A 19,429-nucleotide genomic window follows, 5' to 3' on the forward strand; every position below is an offset into this window, starting at 1 on the left:
TCATTGATAAAACATATCATCAATTATTAATGGTAAAATGATGGTTTATCCGTCTAATTCAGGAAACATCTCAAGGTTTTTTTTGTCTTTTGTTCTTTCGCATTTTCTTCTTTGAATAACAGTTGTAAAGGCAATGCGATCACCGTTAAAAACAAAGTTTGGGTTTATAAAGTAACATCCTTTCCGCATTGTTTTTGCAATGATTTGAGCCTTTTCCAATTCATTAATTCCTCGTTTGAAAGTCGTAAGACTAAGCTTTAATGATTGTTCTGATGTTGTTTGAAACTTCAAAAAGTCTTCTAGGATAAAACTATCTAAATCTACTTCATCTTTTGATAGAGCTAGATTTTGAATCACCCATAGTAGAATGCCAAAAGCTTTAATTCCAGCTGATGATAGCTCAAAAATTAGACCAATATTAGCTGTAAATAATTTAACAAACTGTTCTCCATCTATCTTCTTAAAGGGGGCACATGAGTGCCTTGAATTTCTCCAGTATTTTGATTTACCAGAATGTTATTATCACGTCCTAAACGAGATAATTTGATTTGTTTTCCTTTTTAGGAAAGAGGAATAGTTTATCCGTATTATAACGATGACTTATTGTAACGTATGAAAAAACAGTCGTGAAAAATTAAATCAAGAGACGACCTTATCATTTTGGATGAATCTAAATGGTATATGGTATGCGGCAATATCGTTGGTGGTTATATATTAAAATAATTTTTGAATATTTTATTATCATATTTCCTAAACACCCCTAAAAACTACGGCTTGAGCTTTTATATCTTAATCTTCAACAAAGATGACTTTGTTAGCCTTAATGTACTGGTTAATTAATGACTAAGGATTCTAGATAAAAATTCTTGTGCACGCGGTGTTCTAGCTTGTGGGTTAGAGAAAAATTCTTCAGATGAACAATCTTCAAGAATTTTTCCTTGATCCATGAAAATAATACGCTCTGATACTTTTTGAGCAAATCCCATTTCATGAGTTACGCAAATCATTGTCATGCCTTCTTCTGCTAAGCTGATCATAACATCTAGTACTTCACCTACCATCTCAGGATCTAGAGCAGATGTTGGCTCGTCAAAAAGCATAATAAGTGGATCCATAGTTAAGGCGCGTGCAATAGCAACACGTTGTTGTTGACCTCCAGAAAGCTGACCTGGGTATTTATCTTTATGTTTAATGAGTCCAACGCGTTCAAGATATAATAAACCGTGTTCTAGTGCTTCTTTTTTGCTGCGCTTTAAGACTTTAGTTTGTGCAATTGTTAAATTTTCCATGACGGACAAATGTGGAAAAAGCTCAAAGTGTTGAAATACCATTCCTACGTGGCTGCGCAATTTAGGCAGATTCGTTTGTTTTGAATGAACTGGTGTTCCATTAATCCAAATTTCACCTTTTTGAAAGGGTATTAGAGCATTAATAGTTTTAAGAAGTGTTGATTTACCAGATCCCGATGGCCCGCAAACTACGACAACTTCTCCTTTATTGATATTAGTTGTGCAGTTCTTTAGAATATTGACTTTACCATACCAATTGGAAACATTTTTTATTTCGATCATATGTGTAGACATTTTTTTTCCTGTTAGCGAATAATGGATATTTTTTTTTGTAAGTATAAAACTATCTGTGACAATGTAAAACAAATAACAAAATAGAAAACCGCTGCTAATATATATGCTTCTTGTTTTACACCAAAGTTGTTTGCGACAATATCGAAGCTGTTCAAAAGGCTATTGCCACTGATCGCATAGACAAGGGTTGTATCCTGAAAGAGGATAATGATCTGTGTTAAAAAGATTGGAAGCATATTTCTAAAGGCTTGAGGAAGAATTACAATGTACATATTTTGCCAATATGTCATTCCAAGGGCTTGTCCTGCATGTTTTTGTCCTTGTGAAACTGAATTTATTCCAGCACGCATAATCTCAGCAAAATAAGCGGTTTCAAATGCGCTGAAGGTAATTAATGCCGATTTATTTGCACCAATTGATGTGCCGGTCAAAAAAGGTAAAAGCACAAAAAACCACAAGATAACCATGACAAGTGGTATTGAGCGCATGGCAATTATGTAAATTATTGCAAGTATAGAAAGCAATTTAATAGAAGAAAGTCGCATCATTGCTAATAGTGTGCCAAAAATAAGCCCAAATACTGTAGCAAAAAGAGTCAAGAAAATGCTAAAAAGCAATCCTGGCAGAATATAAGAACAGAATATATCGAAGGTAAAAAATGAAAAATCAAAATTTGAAAAATTAAAAGGAGAATGAAATTCAAACTGGGAGTTTATGAAATCTATCATATTTAACGTCCCTCTGTTTGAAAACTGGGAATTTTGAGCATTTGTTCAATTATTGTCATAATAATGTATATGGATAATGCTATAAAAATATAAAGAATAGTTACAATGAAGTAGTTTTCATAAACATGACTTATTTCTTCAATCGTTTGGTATTGAAATTGCATGAGTTCATGTATTGAAACTGCGAATGCTATAGATGAGTTTTTTACAATACCCATTGCCTCTGATGTGAGTGGGGGCATGATTGTGCGCATAGCGCGCGGTAATATAATATAGCGATAATTTTGATAGATCGTAAATCCCATTGCTGTGGCTGCATCGCGCTGTCCAGAAGGAATGGACTCAATTCCTGAACGAACCTGTTCTGCAATGCGTGCAGATGTAAAGAATCCTAAAGCACATGTTATCAATAAAATAGGTGGAAAATTCATCGCTGGTGGATAAACTTTAGGCACGACAAAGTACCATAAAAATACTTGTATCAGTAAAGGAATGTTACGCATAATTTCTACCCAAACACCTCCAATGATACGAAATAAGCAATGAATCATAGACGTATTTGGCAGAGTGCGCATTGTTCCTATAATAACACCCAAAACTACAGCCAAGATTAGCGAAGAAATAGATAATATAACTGTATTTTGAAAGCCATCGAGTAGTGTATCTAAATAGGTATGATTTACACCTGGTGTTCCGATACATCCAGCTACTAGTGTTTGATTAAGATCATCTGTACAAAGGAAAGAAAAGTCCATCATTTAATATTTCCCAAACGTAGTCATTTGCAAATAAGCTGCATTCACATATGTTAAAATTTATTGAAAAATGAACTAAACATAACTGTCCTCAATTTTTGAAGAGTTTGGTTATGTTTTTCAAATTTTACAAATCATTTTCTGCATAGTCTTCGCGAGGCTTACTATTTGGGTGTTCCCAAGCGTATTTTGTTGATTTTGATAGAGGGAGATTTACAATGACATTTGTAGGTGGGGTTGGTTTCATAAACCATTTGTTATAAAGATCTTTAAGTGATCCGTCCTGAATTTGGCGTATAATACTTTCATTGATTGTTTGCTCTAAACCTTCATCATTTAATCGGAGCATACAGGCGATAGGTTCAACTGAAAGGACAGTATCAAGAATGACATAATCAGATGGATTTCTTGATTTAGCAATATGTCCAGCAAGAATCGAAGCATCCATAACATATGCATCTGCACGACCAGATTCTAATAATAGAAAGCTATCTCCATGATCTTTCCCTTTCATGGTCTTAAAGTTAATATTTTTTGTACGTTGATTTTTACGGAGAAGCTGGACAGAAGTTGTACCAGTGGTAGTTGCGATTGTTTTTCCATTTAAATCATCAAGAGATTTAATATTAGAACTTTTCTTTACAGCAATCCGAACTTCTTCAACGTAAGTAGTATAAGCAAATGCTGCTTCTTTACTGCGAGCAATATCATTTGTTGTTGAACCACATTCAAAATCATAGGTCTTATTTTTGAGTAAGGGAATTCTATTTTGTGATGTGATGGCGAGATAATTAATTTTAATTGGTTTGCCAATTTTTTTTGAAATGTCATCAACGATATGCTTTGCCATTTCTGTGTGGAATCCAACATATTCTCCATTCCCAAGAGCATAAGCTAAACCTGATGCTTCACGAACACCTAAAGTAATTTCCCCTGTTTTCTTTATTTTTGCAAGTGTATCATTTCCAGCTTGTGCAGAACTTGTTAGCCCAATGATGGCCGCTGCAATGAATATTAACAGTGATTTTTTCATTTTTTCCTCCATTTATTTATTATTATTATTATTTTTATTTAAAATATACTTTTATCCGTGTTGTGTAACATATTCATTAATTAAAGTGGCATGTTTTTTATTCTTTTAATGAGGGATGAGTGTTGTACTTTATTAACTAAAGTCAAGGCAGATCCAAACAGGGGTATGATCTGATGGTTTTGGATACCCTCTTACTTCTGTTTGACTATAAGCGCAGATGAGTTGATCAACAGCTTCTGGTGACAATAATAAGTGATCAATGCGGATACCGTTATTTTTAAGCCATGCTCTAGCTTGAAAATCCCAAAAGCTAAATGACGGCATATCCGTGACGTTACGAATAGCATCATAATAACCTAAATGAATAATGCGTTGAAATGCTTGTCTTGTTTGTAGAAGAAATAAGGCATCATTACTCCATTGTTGAGGATTTTTTGCATCCAATGGGGTAGGGATGACATTATAATCTCCAGCTAATATAAGAGGTTCTTCATATGCAAGCAATGATTTTGCATGTGCATACAATCTTTCCATCCATTCTATTTTATAAAGGTATTTTTCGCTGTTGATGGGATTGCCATTTGGAAGATAAAGAGATGCAATACGAATAGCTTTTTTATTTATTGAATAAACGGCTTCAATGTAACGTGCTTGTTCATCATCATCATTCCCTGGTAGTCGACGGATAACTTCATCGGGTGTTTTTTTAGAAAGAATCGCAACACCATTGAAACTTTTTTGTCCGTGAGCTTCTATGTGATAACCTAGGCTTTCGATTGTGTCGCGTGGTAAATTTTCATCTCTACTTTTAATTTCTTGTAAACAGACTATATCGGGCTGATCTTGTTGTAGCCATTTATATAATGTTTCATGTCGTGCTTTTATTCCGGCGATATTCCATGTTGCTATCTTCATGGTGTTTGCTCTTAGATATTACGTATGCAATTTGTTAAGTGACTACGTTGCAGTGTCATAGAAGTACCTTTTATAGTTGTCGTTCTTTATTATTATCCTGTGGGAATATTACTATGACTATTTTATTTATCAAGAGCTTCCCAAAAAGCTAAATTAAAGTATTATCATTACAATATTAATTTTTTTATAAACTTTATGATGTTTAGTTCTTGACGAATGTATATGTTCTCGCTATTAGAGGCTATTGTAACCGATGTCAGAGTGATTAAAGTTCTGGGTATTTATCTTGGTGATCATCTCTAACAGGGTTTGTTTTAAAAATAAAAGCAAATGCCAGTGCAAGAGGCTATTGCCTTCTCTGCTTGTAGTCGGGTGAACTGTTTATTGCAGTCATGCCCGATTTTGTGTATGAGATTAGGTTCTTGTTCTGGCTTGTGTTGGAATAGGTAAAAGTAAAGCCCATCTGGGTGAGACGAACGTAAAAAGAGGAAGGTTTGTATGCCTACCGTAAATCAGTTAATTCGCAAGCCGCGTGTGGTGCCTGTTAAGCGTAATAAGGTTCCTGCTCTTCAGTCGAATCCGCAGAAACGTGGTGTTTGTACGCGTGTCTATACAACGACGCCAAAGAAACCAAACTCTGCTCTTCGTAAAGTTGCTAAAATTCGTTTGACAAATGGATTTGAGGTAATTGGTTATATTCCTGGGGAAGGGCATAATCTTCAAGAGCACTCTGTCGTGATGATTCGTGGTGGTCGTGTGAAAGATTTGCCAGGGGTTCGTTATCACATTATTCGTGGGTTGCTTGATACTCAGGGTGTGAAGAATCGTAAACAGCGTCGTTCGAAATATGGCGCGAAGCGTCCAAAATAATATTGAAAGACAGAGCTAATGTCCCGTCGTCATAGAGCAGAAAAGCGTGAAATTAATCCAGATCCTAAATTTGGTGATTTGGTCATTACAAAATTTATGAATGCCATAATGTTTGATGGAAAAAAATCGGTCGCTGAGCGTATCGTTTATGGTGCGCTTGATGTTGTGGAAAATAAAGTGAAGTCAGATCCCGTGGCCTTGTTCCATAAAGCGTTAGAAAATGTTGCTCCTCATATTGAGGTGCGTTCGCGTCGTGTTGGAGGCGCTACTTATCAAGTCCCGATTGATGTTCGTCCAGATCGTCGTCAAGCACTTGCTATCCGTTGGTTGATTGCAGCGGCGCGCGGACGTAATGAGACAACGATGATTGATCGTCTTTCTGGTGAATTAGTGGATGCGGCTAGTAATCGTGGTTCTGCGGTGAAGAAGCGTGAGGATGTTCATCGTATGGCTGAAGCTAATCGTGCGTTTTCTCACTATCGCTGGTAAGTGTTTTTTTTGAACTAAGGCAAGTATAATGGCTCGCGAATATAAAATTGAAGATTATCGTAATTTTGGTATTATGGCGCATATTGACGCCGGTAAAACCACTATGACTGAGCGTATTTTGTTCTATACCGGTAAAAATCATAAAATCGGTGAGACGCACGATGGTGCGTCTACAATGGATTGGATGGAGCAAGAGCAAGAGCGTGGTATTACGATTACATCTGCAGCAACAACGACGTTTTGGGAAGGGCGTGATGGTCGGAAGCGGCGCTTTAATATCATTGATACACCAGGGCACGTTGATTTTACTATTGAGGTTGAGCGCTCTTTACGTGTTCTTGATGGTGCAATAGCGTTGTTGGATGCGAATGCTGGTGTGGAGCCTCAAACAGAGACTGTTTGGCGGCAGGCTGAGAAATATCATGTGCCGCGTATGGTTTTTGTTAATAAAATGGATAAAATAGGTGCGGATTTCTATCGTAGTGTAGAAATGGTCGGTTCGCGATTAGGGGCTAAAGCTCTTGTTTTGCAGTTGCCGATTGGTGCTGAGAATGATTTTGAGGGTGTTGTTGATCTTATTGAAATGAAGGCATTGAGATGGGATGGTTCTATTGGTGCTTCGGCAGTGGTAAGTGAGATTCCCTCTGATTTGAAAGACGAGGCGGAAGAGTATCGCGAAAAGTTAATTGAGATGGCTGTTGAGGTTGATGAGACTGCGATGGAGGCTTATTTAGAAGGCGTAATGCCGACTAATGAACAGCTTATTGCTCTTATTCGTAAGGGGACGATAGACGTTCAATTTCATCCTGTTCTTTGTGGTACGGCTTTTAAAAATAAGGGGGTGCAACCACTTTTAGATGCAGTTGTTTCTTATCTCCCTTCTCCAGTTGATGTTCCGGCGATTAATGGTATTGATGTGAAGACTGAAGCTGAAGTAACGCGTGAATCTTCAGATGATGCTCCACTTTCCATGCTTGCTTTTAAAATTATGAATGATCCTTTTGTTGGATCATTAACTTTTTGTCGTATTTATTCTGGTAAAGTTCAGAAAGGTGTTTCTCTTGAAAATACCGTAAAAAGAAAGAAAGAACGCTTAGGGCGTATGCTTCAGATGCATTCAAATTCTCGTGAAGATATTGAAGAAGCGTTTGCGGGTGATATTGTTGCTCTTGCTGGGCTTAAAGAGACAACAACAGGTGATACTCTTTGTGATCCTTTGAAACCTATTATTTTGGAGCGGATGGAATTTCCTGAACCTGTTATTGAAATTGCAATTGAGCCAAAAACGAAAGCAGACCAAGAAAAAATGGGTATCGCGCTTAATCGTTTAGCGGCGGAGGATCCTTCGTTTCGTGTTAAATCAGATGAGGAGTCAGGGCAGACGATTATAGCGGGGATGGGTGAACTTCATCTTGACATTATCGTTGATCGTATGCGGCGTGAGTTTAAAGTTGAAGCAAATATTGGGCAACCTCAGGTTGCTTATCGTGAATCGATTACGAAAGCTGCAGAGATCGATTATACTCATAAAAAGCAGTCTGGTGGTGCGGGGCAGTTTGCTCGTGTAAAAATTATTTTTGAACCTCATGATGGTGATGATTTTGTTTTTGAATCGAAAATTGTTGGGGGTTCTGTTCCAAAGGAATATATTCCAGGTGTTCAAAAGGGAATTGAAAGTGTTATGGGGTCTGGTCCTCTTGCAGGTTTTCCTATGCTTGGTGTAAAAGCTACTTTGGTTGATGGTGCTTACCATGATGTTGATTCTTCCGTTTTGGCTTTTGAAATTGCTGCGCGTGCAGCTTTTAGAGATGGTGCTAAAAAGGCTGGTGCGCAACTTCTTGAGCCGATCATGAAGGTAGAGGTTGTTACGCCAGAAGATTACGTAGGTGATGTTATTGGTGATTTGAATTCTCGTCGGGGTCAAATTTCAGGAACTGAGGCGCGTGGTATTGCGACAGTGGTGAATGCAATGGTGCCTTTAGCAAATATGTTTGGTTATGTGAACAGTCTTCGTTCGATGAGTCAAGGACGTGCTCAGTATACAATGCAGTTTGATCATTATGAGCCTGTTCCTTCGGCTGTTGCTTTGGAGATTCAAAAGAAATATGCGTAATTTTTAGTTGTGTAATTAATTTTTTAACTTAGTCCTTAATTTGGACAAAAAATGGAGAGCTCAAAATGGCAAAGAGCAAATTTGAACGTACGAAGCCGCATGTTAATATCGGTACGATTGGTCACGTTGATCATGGGAAGACTTCATTAACAGCAGCGATTACGAAGTATTTTGGTGAATTTCGAGCCTATGATCAAATTGATGCGGCGCCAGAAGAACGTGCGCGCGGAATCACCATTTCTACAGCGCATGTTGAATATGAAACGGAAAATCGGCATTATGCACACGTTGATTGTCCAGGGCACGCGGATTATGTTAAGAACATGATTACGGGCGCTGCTCAGATGGATGGTGCGATTTTGGTTGTTTCTGCAGCTGATGGTCCAATGCCTCAAACGCGTGAGCATATTTTGTTAGCACGTCAGGTTGGTGTTCCTGCAATTGTTGTTTTTCTTAATAAGGTTGATCAGGTTGATGATGCTGAGCTTTTGGAGCTTGTTGAGCTTGAAGTCCGTGAGCTCTTATCAAAGTATGATTTCCCAGGAGATGATATACCAATCGTTAAAGGTTCTGCATTGGCAGCTCTTGAAGATACAGATAAAAGCATTGGTGAAGATGCAGTTCGCCTTTTAATGAGTGAGGTTGATAATTATATCCCAACTCCTGAGCGTCCAGTTGATCAGCCATTTTTGATGCCGATTGAAGATGTTTTTTCAATTTCTGGTCGTGGAACAGTTGTCACCGGTCGTGTTGAGCGTGGTGTTATAAAAGTTGGTGAAGAAATTGAGATTATTGGAATTCGTCCAACTTCTAAAACGACGGTTACAGGAGTTGAGATGTTCCGCAAGCTTTTGGATCAAGGGCAAGCAGGTGATAATATAGGTGCGCTTCTTCGTGGTGTTGATCGTGAAGGTGTTGAACGTGGTCAAGTTTTGGCAAAACCCGGTTCGGTTACCCCGCATACTAAGTTTAAAGCCGAGGCTTATATTTTAACGAAAGATGAAGGTGGCCGTCACACGCCTTTTTTCACGAATTATCGCCCACAGTTTTATTTCCGCACTACGGATGTGACAGGTATTGTTTCGCTTCCAGAAGGAATTGAAATGGTTATGCCTGGTGATAACGTCGCTATGGATGTTTCTTTGATTGTTCCGATTGCAATGGAAGAAAAGCTTCGTTTTGCTATTCGTGAAGGTGGCCGTACTGTTGGTGCAGGTATCGTTTCTAAAATTATTGAGTAAATAATGATTGTTGAGGAGCATCTTTAATTTTTTAAAGGTGTTTTATATGGCAGGGAAATAGAGAGCATGAACAGTCAAAATATCCGCATTCGCTTAAAGGCGTTTGACCATAGAATTCTTGACGCGTCGACACGTGAAATTGTGTCGACCGCTAAGCGTACCGGTGCTAATGTCCGTGGTCCCATTCCGCTTCCAACGCGGATTGAAAAATTTACGGTCAATCGTGGTCCGCATATTGATAAGAAGAGTCGTGAGCAATTTGAAATGCGTACACATAAACGTCTTCTTGATATTGTTGATCCAACACCGCAAACGGTTGATGCGCTAATGAAGCTTGACCTTTCTGCTGGTGTGGATGTTGAAATTAAGCTCTGAGGTTTGAGGACAGAAGGAACAGACCCGATGCGTTCAGGTGTAATAGCACAGAAGCTGGGCATGACCCGTATTTATAATGATGCTGGTGAACATGTGCCAGTAACAGTACTTCGTTTGAAGAATTGTCAGGTTATCGCTCAGCGAACAGTTGAAAAGAATGGTTATACTGCTGTTCAATTAGGTGTAGGTTTTGCTAAAGTTAAAAATATTTCGCGAGCCCTCCGTGGACATTTTGCGAAGGCTTTTGTTGAACCAAAGGCTAAAGTGGTGGAATTTCGTGTTACTCCCGACAATCTTCTTGATGTCGGTACTGAGATTACAGTAGAACATTTTATTCCGGGACAAAGGGTTGATGTAACTGGCACGAGTATAGGTAAGGGTTTTGCTGGTGTTATGAAGCGGCATAATTTTGGTGGACATCGTGCTTCACATGGTAATTCGATTACGCATCGTGCTCATGGTTCAACTGGTCAGTGTCAAGATCCTGGTAAAGTATTTAAAGGCAAAAAAATGGCTGGCCATATGGGGCAGGTACGTGTAACAACACAAAATATTGAAGTTGTTTCTACGGATGTTGAGCGTGGTTTAATTTTAGTTCGTGGCTCTGTTTCTGGTTCTAAAGGAGCTTGGATTTTAGTGCGGGATGCTGTAAAAAAACGTCTTCCTGATAATGCGCCGAAGCCTGCTGGTATTCGCCATCTTGTGAAGGAAAAAACGGAAATGGTTGCTCCGGTAACGGAAACCTCTAAGTCTGAAGGGATTGAATGATGGATCTCATAGTTAAGACGCTTGATGGTGATGAAGCTGGTAAATTAAAAGTTTCTGAAGGTATTTTTGGTCTTGTTCCTCGTGAAGATGTTTTACAACGTGTTGTGCGTTGGCAGCTTGCTCGTCGTCAGCAAGGAACGCATCAATCTCAAGGTCGATCTGATGTATCGCGAACAGGGGCAAAGATGTTTAAACAAAAAGGAACTGGGCGTGCGCGGCATTCATCTGCACGTGCTCCACAGTTTCGAGGTGGTGGTAAGGCACATGGTCCAGTATTTCGTAGTCATGTGCACGATCTTCCTAAAAAGATTCGTGCTCTTGGATTGCGCCTTGCTTTATCATCAAAATTAAAGGCAAATGATTTAATTGTAGTTGATGAATTGAGTATGAAGGATTTTAAAACTAAAGCGCTTGCTTTCAGTTTCTCTAAGCTTGGTTTCAGTAATGCTTTAGTAATTGGTGGTCAAAAAATCGATATTAATTTTTTTCGTGCGGCATCTAATATTCCTGATATTGATGTTTTGCCAGTTCAGGGAATTAATGTTTATGATATTTTGCGCCGTAACAAGCTGGTTTTATCAAAAGCAGCTATTGAAGCTCTTGAGGAGCGTTTTAAATGACAGATCTTCGCTATTATGATATAATTATTAGTCCAGTTGTTACTGAAAAATCGACTATGATTTCTGAGTATAATCAAGTTGCTTTTAATGTTGCGTTGAATGCGACAAAATCTGAGATTAAGGCTGCGGTTGAAGCACTTTTTAGTGTTAAAGTTAAAGCAGTTAACACTGTAATTCGTAAAGGAAAAATGAAGCGTTTCAAAGGAATTGTCGGTCGGCAGAGTGATGTCAAAAAAGCGATCGTGACGTTGGCTCAGGGTCAATCTATTGATGTTTCGACAGGTCTTTAAAGAGGTTCGAGGATAAGAATAATGGCACTTAAGCATTTTAATCCGACTACTCCTGGGCAGCGTCAGCTTGTTGTTGTGGATCGTTCTGATCTTTATAAAGGGAAACCTATAAAAACGTTGACTGAGGGATTGTCATCAAAAGGTGGACGCAACAATCGTGGTCGAATTACTGCTCGTTTTCAAGGTGGTGGTCATAAACGTCGTTATCGATTTGTTGATTTTAAGCGTCTCAAACGTGATATTTTTGCGAAAGTTGAGCGTTTAGAATATGATCCAAATCGTACTGCTTTTATTGCATTAATTCGTTATGAAGATGGACAGTTAGGTTATATACTTGCTCCACAGCGTCTTGGAGTTGGTGATTCTGTTATTGCTGGTTTAAATATTGATGTTAAGCCAGGTAATGCAATGCCGCTTGGTAATATGCCAGTGGGTACAATCATTCATAATGTTGAGATGAAGCCAGGAAAAGGTGGTCAGATTGCGCGTTCAGCTGGGGCTTATGCACAATTGGTCGGGCGTGATCAGGGGATGGCTATTCTTCGTCTTAATTCTGGTGAGCAGCGTTTGGTTCCTAGTAGTTGTTTTGCGACTGTGGGTGCTGTTTCAAATCCTGACCATGGAAATATTAATAATGGTAAGGCAGGTCGGTCACGTTGGCGTGGTAAGCGTCCGCATGTTCGTGGAGTTGCTATGAACCCTGTTGATCATCCTCATGGTGGTGGTGAAGGTCGTACGTCAGGTGGGCGTCATCCAGTATCTCCTTGGGGAAAGCCTACAAAGGGTAGGCGTACGCGCTCTAATAAAGCCACTGATAAATTTATTATGCGTACGCGTCATCAACGTAAAAAGTAGAAAGGTAGTCTAGAGTGGTTCGTTCAGTTTGGAAAGGTCCGTTTGTTGACGGCTATCTTCTTGGAAAGGTAGAGAAGGTGCGTGCGAGTGGGCGGAATGAAGTTATAAAAATATGGAGTCGTCGTTCTACGATTTTACCACAATTTGTTGGTTTAACTTTTGGTGTTCACAACGGAAATAAGCATATTCCTGTTTCTGTTTCTGAAGAGATGGTTGGGCATAAATTTGGTGAATTTGCTCCAACTCGGACTTATTATGGGCATGGTGCAGACAAAAAAGCGAAGAGGAAGTAAGCATGGGAAAAACTAAGGTTTCGCGCCAGCTTAAGGATAATGAGGCAAAGGCTGTTACTCGAACAATTCGTGTTAGTCCGCAAAAACTTAATCTAGTTGCTGCAATGATTCGTAGTAAAAAAGTTGATGTTGCGCTTGCTGATTTAACGTTTTCGCGTAAACGTATTGCTGGGACGGTTAAAAAAACTCTTGAAGCCGCGATTGCAAATGCAGAAAATAATCATGATCTTGATATTGATTCGTTGGTTGTTGCAGAGGCTTATGTTGGGAAGTCTATAGTGATGAAGCGTTTTCATGTTCGTGGTCGTGGACGTGCTAGTAGAATTGAACGTCCGTTTTCTCATCTTACTATTATTGTTCGTGAAGTTACCGAAAAAGTGGAGGCCGCATAATGGGTCAAAAAATAAATCCAGTAGGGCTTCGTCTTGGAGTTAATCGGACTTGGGATTCACGTTGGTATGCCGACAGTGGTGAATATGGAGTTCTTCTTCATGAAGATTTGAAAATTCGTTTATATGTGATTGAAGAGTTGAAGCAGGCTGCTATTTCTAAGGTGGTTATTGAACGTCCTCATAAAAAATGTCGCGTAACAATTCATTCGGCTCGTCCCGGTCTTATTATCGGTAAGAAGGGTGCTGACATCGAGAAGCTTCGTCGGAAGATTTCTGAGATGACGAATGCTGAGACTTCATTAAATATTATAGAGATTCGTAAGCCAGAAATTGATGCGACAATTATTGCGCAATCAATTGCTCAACAGCTTGAGCGTCGTGTTGCTTTTCGACGTGCAATGAAGCGTGCGGTTCAATCAGCTATGCGTCTTGGAGCAGAAGGTATTCGTATTAATTGTTCGGGTCGCCTTGGTGGCGCTGAAATTGCTCGTATGGAATGGTATCGTGAAGGTCGTGTTCCACTTCACACTTTGCGTGCTGATGTAGATTATGGTACAGCGGAAGCTAAGACTGCTTATGGTATTTGTGGTGTTAAAGTTTGGGTTTTTAAAGGTGAAATTCTTGAACATGATCCTATGGCTTCAGAACGTCGAGCTATAGAAAGTGATCATTCTAGTTCATCATCGAATCGTCGCCGTGAAAATACTTAGTTTTTGTGGTTGAGCTAAAATTTGGAGTAGAAAGCAATGTTGCAGCCAAAGCGCACAAAGTTTCGTAAGCAGTTTAAGGGTCGTATTCACGGTGTTTCGAAAGGTGGTACAGATTTAAATTTTGGTGCTTACGGTTTGAAAGCGGTTGAACCGGAGCGTGTTACTGCCCGTCAAATTGAAGCGGCGCGGCGTGCGATTACACGTTATATGAAGCGTTCTGGTCGTGTATGGATTCGTATTTTTCCAGATGTGCCAGTTACATCTAAGCCGACTGAAGTTCGTATGGGTAAGGGTAAGGGAAGTGTAGACTATTGGGCTGCTCGTGTTGCGCCTGGGCGTGTCATGTTTGAGCTTGATGGTGTACCTGAAAATGTGGCACGTGAGGCACTGAGATTGGGTGCTGCAAAGTTGCCTATTAAAACGCGTTTTATCCAGCGTATCGCTGAGTAGAGAGGTTATGCGATGAGAGCCACAGAGTTACGGGCGCAAACGCTCGACCAAATGAAAGATGAGTTGGCTAAGTTGAAGAAGGAGCAGTTTAATTTGCGCTTTCAGAAAGCGACGGGTCAATTGGAAAAGACTTCACGTATTAAGCAGGTTCGTCGTGACGTTGCACGTGTTAAAACTTTTCTTCGTCAAGAAATAAACAAAAGTAAGGTTTAAGGAAGTAAAAGATGCCTAAACGCGTTTTGCAAGGTGTTGTCATTAGTGATAAAAATGAGAAGACTGTAGTTGTCAAAGTGGAGCGTCATTATTCTCATCCACTTCTTAAAAAAACTGTTCGGAAATCTAAAAAATATCAAGCGCATGATGAAAAAAATCAATTTAAAGTTGGAGATCAGATTTTTATTCAAGAATCTAAGCCAATTTCAAAAAATAAGCGTTGGATTGTTGTTGAAGGCAGTGTAGTATAGTTATTTAGGTTTATTATTTTTTTTAAATTTAACAACAGTGGGTTTTGCTTCCGTTGGTAAGTTTAAATGTGTAGTTTTATCATTATTTGGCAGGTTTATCCGTGTGTCTTAGGGGCGTGATCGGATGTAAATTTTAAGAAAAGGTAGCCAGTCATGATTCAGATGCAAACAAATCTTGACGTTGCAGATAATTCTGGTGCCCGTCGTGTTATGTGCATCAAAGTGTTAGGTGGTTCAAAGCGAAAGTATGCTTCAGTCGGTGACATTATTGTTGTTTCGGTTAAGGATGCTATTCCTCGTGGACGCGTTAAAAAAGGTGATGTGATGAAAGCTGTGGTAGTTCGTACTGCTAAAGATATTCGTCGCGCGGATGGTAGTGTGATTCGTTTTGATGGTAATGCTGCTGTTTTAGTTGATAATAAGAAAGAGCCGATCGGTACACGTATCTTTGGACCGGTTCCACGCGAACTTCGTGGTAGGAATCATATGAAGATTATTTCGCTCGCTCCTGAAGTGTTGTAAGGAGTGGGTATCATGCAGAAAATCCGAAAAGGTGATAAAGTTATTGTTTTATCTGGTAAGGATAAAGGATTTAGAGGTGAAGTGATTAAAGTTAATCCGAAGGAAAATAATGCTCTTGTTAGTGGCGTTAATATGGTTAAGCGTCATCAGCGTCAAACGCAAAAACAAGAAGCTGGAATTATTTCTAAAGAATCTCCAATTCATTTGTCTAATTTAGCGATTGCTGATCCTAAGGATGGTAAGCCTACGCGTGTAGGTTTTCGTATGAATGCTGATGGTAGCAAGGTTCGTTTTTCCAAGCGTTCGGGAGAGTTGATTAATGGCTGAAGAAAAACAAGAGCCGCGTATGAAGACGCATTATTTTGAAGTAGTTCGTAAGAGGCTTCAGGAAAAATTTAATTATAGAAATGAAATGCAAATTCCGCGGCTTGATAAGATTGTGGTTAATATGGGGGTTGGAGAAGCGACTGTCGATTCTAAAAAGCCTTCTATTGCGGCTGAAGATTTAGCGTTAATAACTGGCCAGAAGGCTGTTGTTACACGTGCACGTAATTCCATTGCAAGCTTTAAAGTTCGTGAAGGAATGCCGTTGGGGGCTAAAGTTACGCTGCGTAAAGATCGTATGTTTGAGTTTTTGGATCGTCTTATTACAATTGCGCTGCCACGGGTTCGTGATTTTCGTAGTTTGAATCCTAAAAGTTTTGATGGTCGTGGTAATTTTGCTATGGGTATCAAAGAGCATATTGTATTTCCAGAAATCAATTATGATAAAGTCGATCAAATTTGGGGTATGGATATTATCGTTTGTACGACAGCGAAGACGGATGATGAGGCGCGCGAATTATTGCGTGCTTTTAATTTTCCGTTTCGTTCGTAACGGCAAACGTAGCGAGGTAAGATTATGGCCAAAGTTAGTGCCGTTGAAAAAAATAAGCGTCGTGAGATGATGGTGAAAAGTTATGCAGCGCGTCGTGCACGTTTAAAAGCGATAGTTATGAATCAAGAAATTTCTCTTGAAGAACGTTTTAGAGCTTCTGTTCAATTGGCGAAGTTGCCGCGTAATTCTGCAAAAGTTCGTGTGCGTAATCGTTGTGAAGTTTCTGGACGTCCGCGGGCTTATTATCGTAAATTAAGGATGTCACGAATTGCGTTACGTGAGCTTGGTTCTTTGGGTCATATTCCTGGTATTGTTAAATCTAGTTGGTGAGGAGAGGTCGCTTAATGTCTATGTCAGATCCTCTTGGTGATATGTTAACACGTATTCGTAATGCGCTTTCTCGTAAAAAGGGTAAGGTAATTACGCCTGCTTCAAAGCTTCGTGCGCGTGTTCTTGATGTTCTTCAGTCTGAAGGTTATATTCGTGGATATAATCAAATTGATTTTGGTGACGGAAAATCTGAAATCGAAATTGAATTGAAGTATTTTGAAGGATTAGCTGTTATTCGTGAAATTTCGCGTGTTTCGAAACCTGGTCGTCGTGTATATGTTTCCGCTAAGTCTATTCCTCAGGTGGCGAATGGTCTTGGTATTTCGATTTTGTCTACTCCTAAGGGGGTAATGGCGGATCATCAAGCACGTGAGCAAAATGTTGGTGGAGAGATTCTTTGTCGTGTTTTCTAAGTAATTGTGAGAAAACAGAAGAAAGATAGGTTAAAACAATGTCTCGTATTGGAAAAAAGCCCATTTCAGTTCCTTCTGGGGTTACCGTTGCTGTTGAGGGGCAATTGGTTAAGGCAAAAGGTCCGAAAGGTGAGCTGAGCTACGTTGTGAATGATGAAGTTTTGGTTAAATTTGAAGAAAATGTTATATCGGTTACACCACGTGATCAATCAAAAGATGCTCGTTCTAAATGGGGTATGTCACGCTCAATGATTGAAAATATTTTTTGTGGTGTGAAGGATGGTTTTGAAAAAAGACTTGAAATTAACGGTGTTGGTTATCGTGCTGCTTTGCAGGGTAAGGATATTCAGCTATCATTAGGTTTTTCGCACGATGTTATTTATAAAGTGCCGTCGGGTGTTACCGTAACAGTTCCTAAGCCAACAGAAATTGTTGTTTCTGGAGTTGATAAGCAACAAGTTGGGCAAGTTGCTGCAGAAATTCGTGAATATCGTAGTCCTGAACCTTATAAAGGTAAAGGTGTTAAGTATGCAGATGAGCGTATCTTCCGCAAAGAAGGTAAAAAGAAATAAGGATTTTGCATCATGGTTTCGTCTAAGAACATTATTCAGCGTCGCGCACGGCGTGTTCGTCGTAGAATTAAAATGGTTTCTAATGCTCGTCCACGGCTCAGTGTTTATCGTTCAAATCAGAACATTTATGCTCAGATTATTGATGATTTGCGTGGATGTACACTTGTTTCTGCATCTACTCTTGAGAGCGATTTGAAAAAATCTTTTAAAAGTGGTTCTGATAAAAAGGCTGCATTTGCTGTTGGTGCATTAATTGCTGAGCGTGCAAAAAAGGCTGGTGTTAGTGAAGTGATTTTTGATCGTGGGGCATATGTCTATCACGGGCGAGTAAAGGCTTTAGCTGAGGCTGCGCGTGAAGGTGGTTTAAGTTTTTAAGGCATTTTATTCAGAAGTTTTTGTAAAGGTCTTTTAAAGTATTTCGTATAAGTTCCTTTAGTTTTATTTTGGAACTTTATTGACGTGCTTCCGGAAAAGAAAAAGGAATTAGGAATGGCACAGAAAGAGCGTAGTGAGCGGGATGAACGTGATAGCGAGTTTATTGATAAACTCGTTCATATTAATCGTGTTGCTAAAGTTGTGAAGGGTGGTCGACGTTTTGGTTTTGCTGCTCTTGTTGTTGTTGGAGATCAAAAAGGGCGTGTTGGTTTCGGTCATGGTAAGGCACGTGAAGTACCTGAAGCTGTTCGTAAAGCTACAGAAGCTGCAAAAAATGGAATGATTTATGTTCCGCTTCGGTCAGGGCGGACGTTGCATCATGATCTTGAAGGATCTCATGGGGCTGGTCGTGTTTTGTTGCGTTCGGCTTCTGCTGGTACTGGTATTATTGCTGGAGGTCCGATGCGTGCTATTTTTGAAACTCTTGGTGTGCAGGATGTTGTTGCAAAATCGTTAGGGTCTTCAAATCCTTATAATATGGTGCGTGCAACTTTTGATGCGTTAAAGCGTCAAATGCATCCTAGAGATATTGCTGCACAACGTGGTATAAAATATTCGACTTTGCAGGCACGTCGTCAAAATTTGATTGATGCGGAATAATAGTTTCTGAGGTTAATAGAAAAGGAATTAGAAAATGGTTCAGAAAAAATCTCAGAATGGTAAAACTGTAACGGTAGAGCAGATTGGGAGTCCGATTCGGAAACCACAGATTCAGCGTGCAACATTAAAGGGTCTTGGGTTGGATAAAATGCGGAGGCGGCGTACTTTAGAGGATACACTTTGTGTGCGAGGTATGATTGCTAAAGTTCAGCATCTTGTTCGAGTTATAGATGAAAATTAAAGGTCACGGGAGTATAAAATATGAAACTCAATGAATTGCGTGATCGCGAAGGTGCGACAAAGGATCGTAAGCGTGTTGGGCGTGGTATTGGATCAGGTATTGGAAAAACTGGTGGTCGTGGTGTTAAAGGGCAAAGATCTCGTTCAGGTGTTTCGCTTAATGGTTTTGAAGGTGGGCAAATGCCTATTTATCGTCGCTTGCCAAAGCGTGGGTTTAAGAATTTTTTTGCTAAGACTTATAATGAAGTTTCGTTAGGGCGTATTCAGTTGGCAGTGGATGCTGGTAAGTTGGATGTTGGAAGGCAGATCGATGTTGTCGCATTGAAAGAAGCTGGCATTATTCGTCGTGTAAAAGATGGAGTTCGTCTTCTTGCTGATGGTGAATTGAAAGCAAAAATTACGTTTAATGTTTCTGGTGTTTCCAAGGCTGCTCGTATAAAAATTGAGAAAGTTGGTGGTCAGATTGTTTGTTCTGAAGTTGCTTAGTAGATTTATT

At 39.5% G+C, this 19,429-nt stretch carries 31 protein-coding genes; 25 read left to right on the forward strand and 6 right to left on the reverse strand.

Going from position 1 to position 19,429, the window contains the following annotated elements:
• Window positions 1-45: 45 nt before the first annotated feature.
• From V4B18_RS04035 to xth, 6 genes are all read right to left on the reverse strand, one after another.
• On the reverse strand, window positions 46-456 hold the full coding sequence (locus V4B18_RS04035; protein ID WP_455476525.1) for a replication/maintenance protein RepL: 411 nt from the start codon (window positions 454-456) through the stop codon (window positions 46-48).
• 380 nt (window positions 457-836) lie between these two features.
• Window positions 837-1,583 (reverse strand): amino acid ABC transporter ATP-binding protein, encoded by a 747-nt coding sequence (locus V4B18_RS04040; RefSeq protein WP_455475203.1) that lies wholly within the window; start codon window positions 1,581-1,583, stop codon window positions 837-839.
• Between the two features lie 11 nt (window positions 1,584-1,594).
• Window positions 1,595-2,311, reverse strand: a complete 717-nt coding sequence (locus V4B18_RS04045; protein ID WP_455475204.1) for an amino acid ABC transporter permease — start codon at window positions 2,309-2,311, stop codon at window positions 1,595-1,597.
• A 2-nt stretch (window positions 2,312-2,313) separates the two neighbouring features.
• Window positions 2,314-3,066, reverse strand: a complete 753-nt coding sequence (locus V4B18_RS04050; protein ID WP_455476526.1) for an amino acid ABC transporter permease — start codon at window positions 3,064-3,066, stop codon at window positions 2,314-2,316.
• 127 nt (window positions 3,067-3,193) lie between these two features.
• Window positions 3,194-4,099 (reverse strand): transporter substrate-binding domain-containing protein, encoded by a 906-nt coding sequence (locus tag V4B18_RS04055; protein WP_455475205.1) that lies wholly within the window; start codon window positions 4,097-4,099, stop codon window positions 3,194-3,196.
• A 132-nt stretch (window positions 4,100-4,231) separates the two neighbouring features.
• On the reverse strand, window positions 4,232-5,014 hold the full coding sequence (gene xth / locus V4B18_RS04060) for an exodeoxyribonuclease III (protein WP_455475206.1): 783 nt from the start codon (window positions 5,012-5,014) through the stop codon (window positions 4,232-4,234).
• 498 nt (window positions 5,015-5,512) lie between these two features.
• Between xth and rpsL the strand changes: the two genes are divergently transcribed.
• The 25 genes from rpsL (at window position 5,513) to rplO (ending at window position 19,419) form a co-directional block, all read left to right on the forward strand.
• On the forward strand, window positions 5,513-5,884 hold the full coding sequence (gene rpsL, locus V4B18_RS04065; RefSeq protein ID WP_006589495.1) for a 30S ribosomal protein S12: 372 nt from the start codon (window positions 5,513-5,515) through the stop codon (window positions 5,882-5,884).
• Between the two features lie 18 nt (window positions 5,885-5,902).
• Window positions 5,903-6,373, forward strand: coding sequence for a 30S ribosomal protein S7 (rpsG, locus tag V4B18_RS04070; protein WP_455475207.1), 471 nt, complete (start codon window positions 5,903-5,905; stop codon window positions 6,371-6,373).
• 28 nt (window positions 6,374-6,401) lie between these two features.
• Window positions 6,402-8,486 (forward strand): elongation factor G, encoded by a 2,085-nt coding sequence (gene fusA, locus V4B18_RS04075; RefSeq protein WP_455475208.1) that lies wholly within the window; start codon window positions 6,402-6,404, stop codon window positions 8,484-8,486.
• 65 nt (window positions 8,487-8,551) lie between these two features.
• Entirely contained in the window at window positions 8,552-9,727 is a 1,176-nt protein-coding gene (gene tuf, locus V4B18_RS04080) for an elongation factor Tu (RefSeq protein WP_455475209.1), read from the forward strand.
• A gap of 66 nt (window positions 9,728-9,793) precedes the next feature.
• A complete protein-coding gene (rpsJ, locus tag V4B18_RS04085) occupies window positions 9,794-10,102 on the forward strand; it encodes a 30S ribosomal protein S10 (RefSeq protein ID WP_004855744.1) in 309 nt (102 codons plus the stop codon).
• Between the two features lie 27 nt (window positions 10,103-10,129).
• Window positions 10,130-10,870, forward strand: a complete 741-nt coding sequence (gene rplC, locus V4B18_RS04090) for a 50S ribosomal protein L3 (protein WP_455475210.1) — start codon at window positions 10,130-10,132, stop codon at window positions 10,868-10,870.
• Window positions 10,870-11,490, forward strand: a complete 621-nt coding sequence (gene rplD, locus V4B18_RS04095; protein ID WP_455476527.1) for a 50S ribosomal protein L4 — start codon at window positions 10,870-10,872, stop codon at window positions 11,488-11,490. Before rplC ends, rplD begins: the two co-directional genes overlap by 1 nt.
• Complete coding sequence (locus V4B18_RS04100; RefSeq protein WP_455475211.1) at window positions 11,487-11,780, forward strand: 50S ribosomal protein L23; 294 nt, start codon at window positions 11,487-11,489, stop codon at window positions 11,778-11,780. The genes rplD and V4B18_RS04100 overlap by 4 nt, the downstream gene beginning before the upstream one ends.
• 21 nt (window positions 11,781-11,801) lie before the next feature.
• Window positions 11,802-12,635: a 50S ribosomal protein L2 gene (gene rplB / locus V4B18_RS04105; RefSeq protein ID WP_455475212.1), complete on the forward strand. Its 834-nt coding sequence runs from the start codon at window positions 11,802-11,804 to the stop codon at window positions 12,633-12,635.
• Window positions 12,636-12,649: 14 nt separating this feature from the next.
• A complete protein-coding gene (rpsS, locus tag V4B18_RS04110; RefSeq protein ID WP_455475213.1) occupies window positions 12,650-12,928 on the forward strand; it encodes a 30S ribosomal protein S19 in 279 nt (92 codons plus the stop codon).
• A 2-nt stretch (window positions 12,929-12,930) separates the two neighbouring features.
• On the forward strand, window positions 12,931-13,320 hold the full coding sequence (gene rplV / locus V4B18_RS04115) for a 50S ribosomal protein L22 (protein ID WP_455475214.1): 390 nt from the start codon (window positions 12,931-12,933) through the stop codon (window positions 13,318-13,320).
• Complete coding sequence (rpsC, locus tag V4B18_RS04120; RefSeq protein ID WP_455475215.1) at window positions 13,320-14,030, forward strand: 30S ribosomal protein S3; 711 nt, start codon at window positions 13,320-13,322, stop codon at window positions 14,028-14,030. Before rplV ends, rpsC begins: the two co-directional genes overlap by 1 nt.
• 36 nt (window positions 14,031-14,066) lie before the next feature.
• Entirely contained in the window at window positions 14,067-14,480 is a 414-nt protein-coding gene (gene rplP / locus V4B18_RS04125) for a 50S ribosomal protein L16 (protein WP_455475216.1), read from the forward strand.
• 12 nt (window positions 14,481-14,492) lie between these two features.
• Complete coding sequence (rpmC, locus tag V4B18_RS04130; protein ID WP_455475217.1) at window positions 14,493-14,693, forward strand: 50S ribosomal protein L29; 201 nt, start codon at window positions 14,493-14,495, stop codon at window positions 14,691-14,693.
• Between the two features lie 11 nt (window positions 14,694-14,704).
• Window positions 14,705-14,944: a 30S ribosomal protein S17 gene (gene rpsQ, locus V4B18_RS04135; RefSeq protein ID WP_455475218.1), complete on the forward strand. Its 240-nt coding sequence runs from the start codon at window positions 14,705-14,707 to the stop codon at window positions 14,942-14,944.
• A gap of 153 nt (window positions 14,945-15,097) precedes the next feature.
• A complete protein-coding gene (gene rplN / locus V4B18_RS04140) occupies window positions 15,098-15,466 on the forward strand; it encodes a 50S ribosomal protein L14 (protein WP_004859184.1) in 369 nt (122 codons plus the stop codon).
• 12 nt (window positions 15,467-15,478) lie between these two features.
• A complete protein-coding gene (rplX, locus tag V4B18_RS04145; RefSeq protein ID WP_455475219.1) occupies window positions 15,479-15,793 on the forward strand; it encodes a 50S ribosomal protein L24 in 315 nt (104 codons plus the stop codon).
• On the forward strand, window positions 15,786-16,343 hold the full coding sequence (gene rplE, locus V4B18_RS04150; protein WP_455475220.1) for a 50S ribosomal protein L5: 558 nt from the start codon (window positions 15,786-15,788) through the stop codon (window positions 16,341-16,343). The genes rplX and rplE overlap by 8 nt, the downstream gene beginning before the upstream one ends.
• A gap of 24 nt (window positions 16,344-16,367) precedes the next feature.
• Window positions 16,368-16,673, forward strand: a complete 306-nt coding sequence (rpsN, locus tag V4B18_RS04155; protein WP_455475221.1) for a 30S ribosomal protein S14 — start codon at window positions 16,368-16,370, stop codon at window positions 16,671-16,673.
• Between the two features lie 14 nt (window positions 16,674-16,687).
• A complete protein-coding gene (gene rpsH, locus V4B18_RS04160) occupies window positions 16,688-17,086 on the forward strand; it encodes a 30S ribosomal protein S8 (RefSeq protein ID WP_455475222.1) in 399 nt (132 codons plus the stop codon).
• A gap of 38 nt (window positions 17,087-17,124) precedes the next feature.
• Entirely contained in the window at window positions 17,125-17,658 is a 534-nt protein-coding gene (rplF, locus tag V4B18_RS04165; protein ID WP_455475223.1) for a 50S ribosomal protein L6, read from the forward strand.
• 12 nt (window positions 17,659-17,670) lie between these two features.
• Window positions 17,671-18,033: a 50S ribosomal protein L18 gene (rplR, locus tag V4B18_RS04170; RefSeq protein ID WP_455475224.1), complete on the forward strand. Its 363-nt coding sequence runs from the start codon at window positions 17,671-17,673 to the stop codon at window positions 18,031-18,033.
• A gap of 114 nt (window positions 18,034-18,147) precedes the next feature.
• Window positions 18,148-18,693, forward strand: a complete 546-nt coding sequence (gene rpsE / locus V4B18_RS04175) for a 30S ribosomal protein S5 (RefSeq protein ID WP_455475225.1) — start codon at window positions 18,148-18,150, stop codon at window positions 18,691-18,693.
• A 34-nt stretch (window positions 18,694-18,727) separates the two neighbouring features.
• Window positions 18,728-18,934 carry a 50S ribosomal protein L30 gene (gene rpmD / locus V4B18_RS04180; protein WP_455475226.1) on the forward strand — a complete coding sequence of 69 codons (207 nt, stop codon included), beginning with the start codon at window positions 18,728-18,730 and terminating at the stop codon, window positions 18,932-18,934.
• Between the two features lie 20 nt (window positions 18,935-18,954).
• Window positions 18,955-19,419 (forward strand): 50S ribosomal protein L15, encoded by a 465-nt coding sequence (gene rplO / locus V4B18_RS04185; protein WP_455475227.1) that lies wholly within the window; start codon window positions 18,955-18,957, stop codon window positions 19,417-19,419.
• Window positions 19,420-19,429 lie beyond the last annotated feature (10 nt).

The sequence above is a fragment of the Bartonella sp. B17 genome (assembly GCF_053795755.1).

Excerpts from the sequence above, each read along its gene's own strand:
- V4B18_RS04040 (WP_455475203.1), bottom strand. The coding sequence starts at position 1,583 with ATGTCTACACATATGATCGAAATAAAAAATGTTTCCAATTGGTATGGT.
- V4B18_RS04045 (WP_455475204.1), bottom strand. The coding sequence starts at position 2,311 with ATGATAGATTTCATAAACTCCCAGTTTGAATTTCATTCTCCTTTTAAT.
- V4B18_RS04050 (WP_455476526.1), bottom strand. The coding sequence starts at position 3,066 with ATGGACTTTTCTTTCCTTTGTACAGATGATCTTAATCAAACACTAGTA.
- V4B18_RS04055 (WP_455475205.1), bottom strand. The coding sequence starts at position 4,099 with ATGAAAAAATCACTGTTAATATTCATTGCAGCGGCCATCATTGGGCTA.
- xth (WP_455475206.1), bottom strand. The coding sequence starts at position 5,014 with ATGAAGATAGCAACATGGAATATCGCCGGAATAAAAGCACGACATGAA.
- rpsL (WP_006589495.1), top strand. The coding sequence starts at position 5,513 with ATGCCTACCGTAAATCAGTTAATTCGCAAGCCGCGTGTGGTGCCTGTT.
- rpsG (WP_455475207.1), top strand. The coding sequence starts at position 5,903 with ATGTCCCGTCGTCATAGAGCAGAAAAGCGTGAAATTAATCCAGATCCT.
- fusA (WP_455475208.1), top strand. The coding sequence starts at position 6,402 with ATGGCTCGCGAATATAAAATTGAAGATTATCGTAATTTTGGTATTATG.
- tuf (WP_455475209.1), top strand. The coding sequence starts at position 8,552 with ATGGCAAAGAGCAAATTTGAACGTACGAAGCCGCATGTTAATATCGGT.
- rpsJ (WP_004855744.1), top strand. The coding sequence starts at position 9,794 with ATGAACAGTCAAAATATCCGCATTCGCTTAAAGGCGTTTGACCATAGA.
- rplC (WP_455475210.1), top strand. The coding sequence starts at position 10,130 with ATGCGTTCAGGTGTAATAGCACAGAAGCTGGGCATGACCCGTATTTAT.
- rplD (WP_455476527.1), top strand. The coding sequence starts at position 10,870 with ATGGATCTCATAGTTAAGACGCTTGATGGTGATGAAGCTGGTAAATTA.
- V4B18_RS04100 (WP_455475211.1), top strand. The coding sequence starts at position 11,487 with ATGACAGATCTTCGCTATTATGATATAATTATTAGTCCAGTTGTTACT.
- rplB (WP_455475212.1), top strand. The coding sequence starts at position 11,802 with ATGGCACTTAAGCATTTTAATCCGACTACTCCTGGGCAGCGTCAGCTT.
- rplV (WP_455475214.1), top strand. The coding sequence starts at position 12,931 with ATGGGAAAAACTAAGGTTTCGCGCCAGCTTAAGGATAATGAGGCAAAG.
- rpsC (WP_455475215.1), top strand. The coding sequence starts at position 13,320 with ATGGGTCAAAAAATAAATCCAGTAGGGCTTCGTCTTGGAGTTAATCGG.
- rplP (WP_455475216.1), top strand. The coding sequence starts at position 14,067 with ATGTTGCAGCCAAAGCGCACAAAGTTTCGTAAGCAGTTTAAGGGTCGT.
- rpmC (WP_455475217.1), top strand. The coding sequence starts at position 14,493 with ATGAGAGCCACAGAGTTACGGGCGCAAACGCTCGACCAAATGAAAGAT.
- rpsQ (WP_455475218.1), top strand. The coding sequence starts at position 14,705 with ATGCCTAAACGCGTTTTGCAAGGTGTTGTCATTAGTGATAAAAATGAG.
- rplN (WP_004859184.1), top strand. The coding sequence starts at position 15,098 with ATGATTCAGATGCAAACAAATCTTGACGTTGCAGATAATTCTGGTGCC.
- rplX (WP_455475219.1), top strand. The coding sequence starts at position 15,479 with ATGCAGAAAATCCGAAAAGGTGATAAAGTTATTGTTTTATCTGGTAAG.
- rplE (WP_455475220.1), top strand. The coding sequence starts at position 15,786 with ATGGCTGAAGAAAAACAAGAGCCGCGTATGAAGACGCATTATTTTGAA.
- rpsN (WP_455475221.1), top strand. The coding sequence starts at position 16,368 with ATGGCCAAAGTTAGTGCCGTTGAAAAAAATAAGCGTCGTGAGATGATG.
- rpsH (WP_455475222.1), top strand. The coding sequence starts at position 16,688 with ATGTCTATGTCAGATCCTCTTGGTGATATGTTAACACGTATTCGTAAT.
- rplF (WP_455475223.1), top strand. The coding sequence starts at position 17,125 with ATGTCTCGTATTGGAAAAAAGCCCATTTCAGTTCCTTCTGGGGTTACC.
- rplR (WP_455475224.1), top strand. The coding sequence starts at position 17,671 with ATGGTTTCGTCTAAGAACATTATTCAGCGTCGCGCACGGCGTGTTCGT.
- rpsE (WP_455475225.1), top strand. The coding sequence starts at position 18,148 with ATGGCACAGAAAGAGCGTAGTGAGCGGGATGAACGTGATAGCGAGTTT.
- rpmD (WP_455475226.1), top strand. The coding sequence starts at position 18,728 with ATGGTTCAGAAAAAATCTCAGAATGGTAAAACTGTAACGGTAGAGCAG.
- rplO (WP_455475227.1), top strand. The coding sequence starts at position 18,955 with ATGAAACTCAATGAATTGCGTGATCGCGAAGGTGCGACAAAGGATCGT.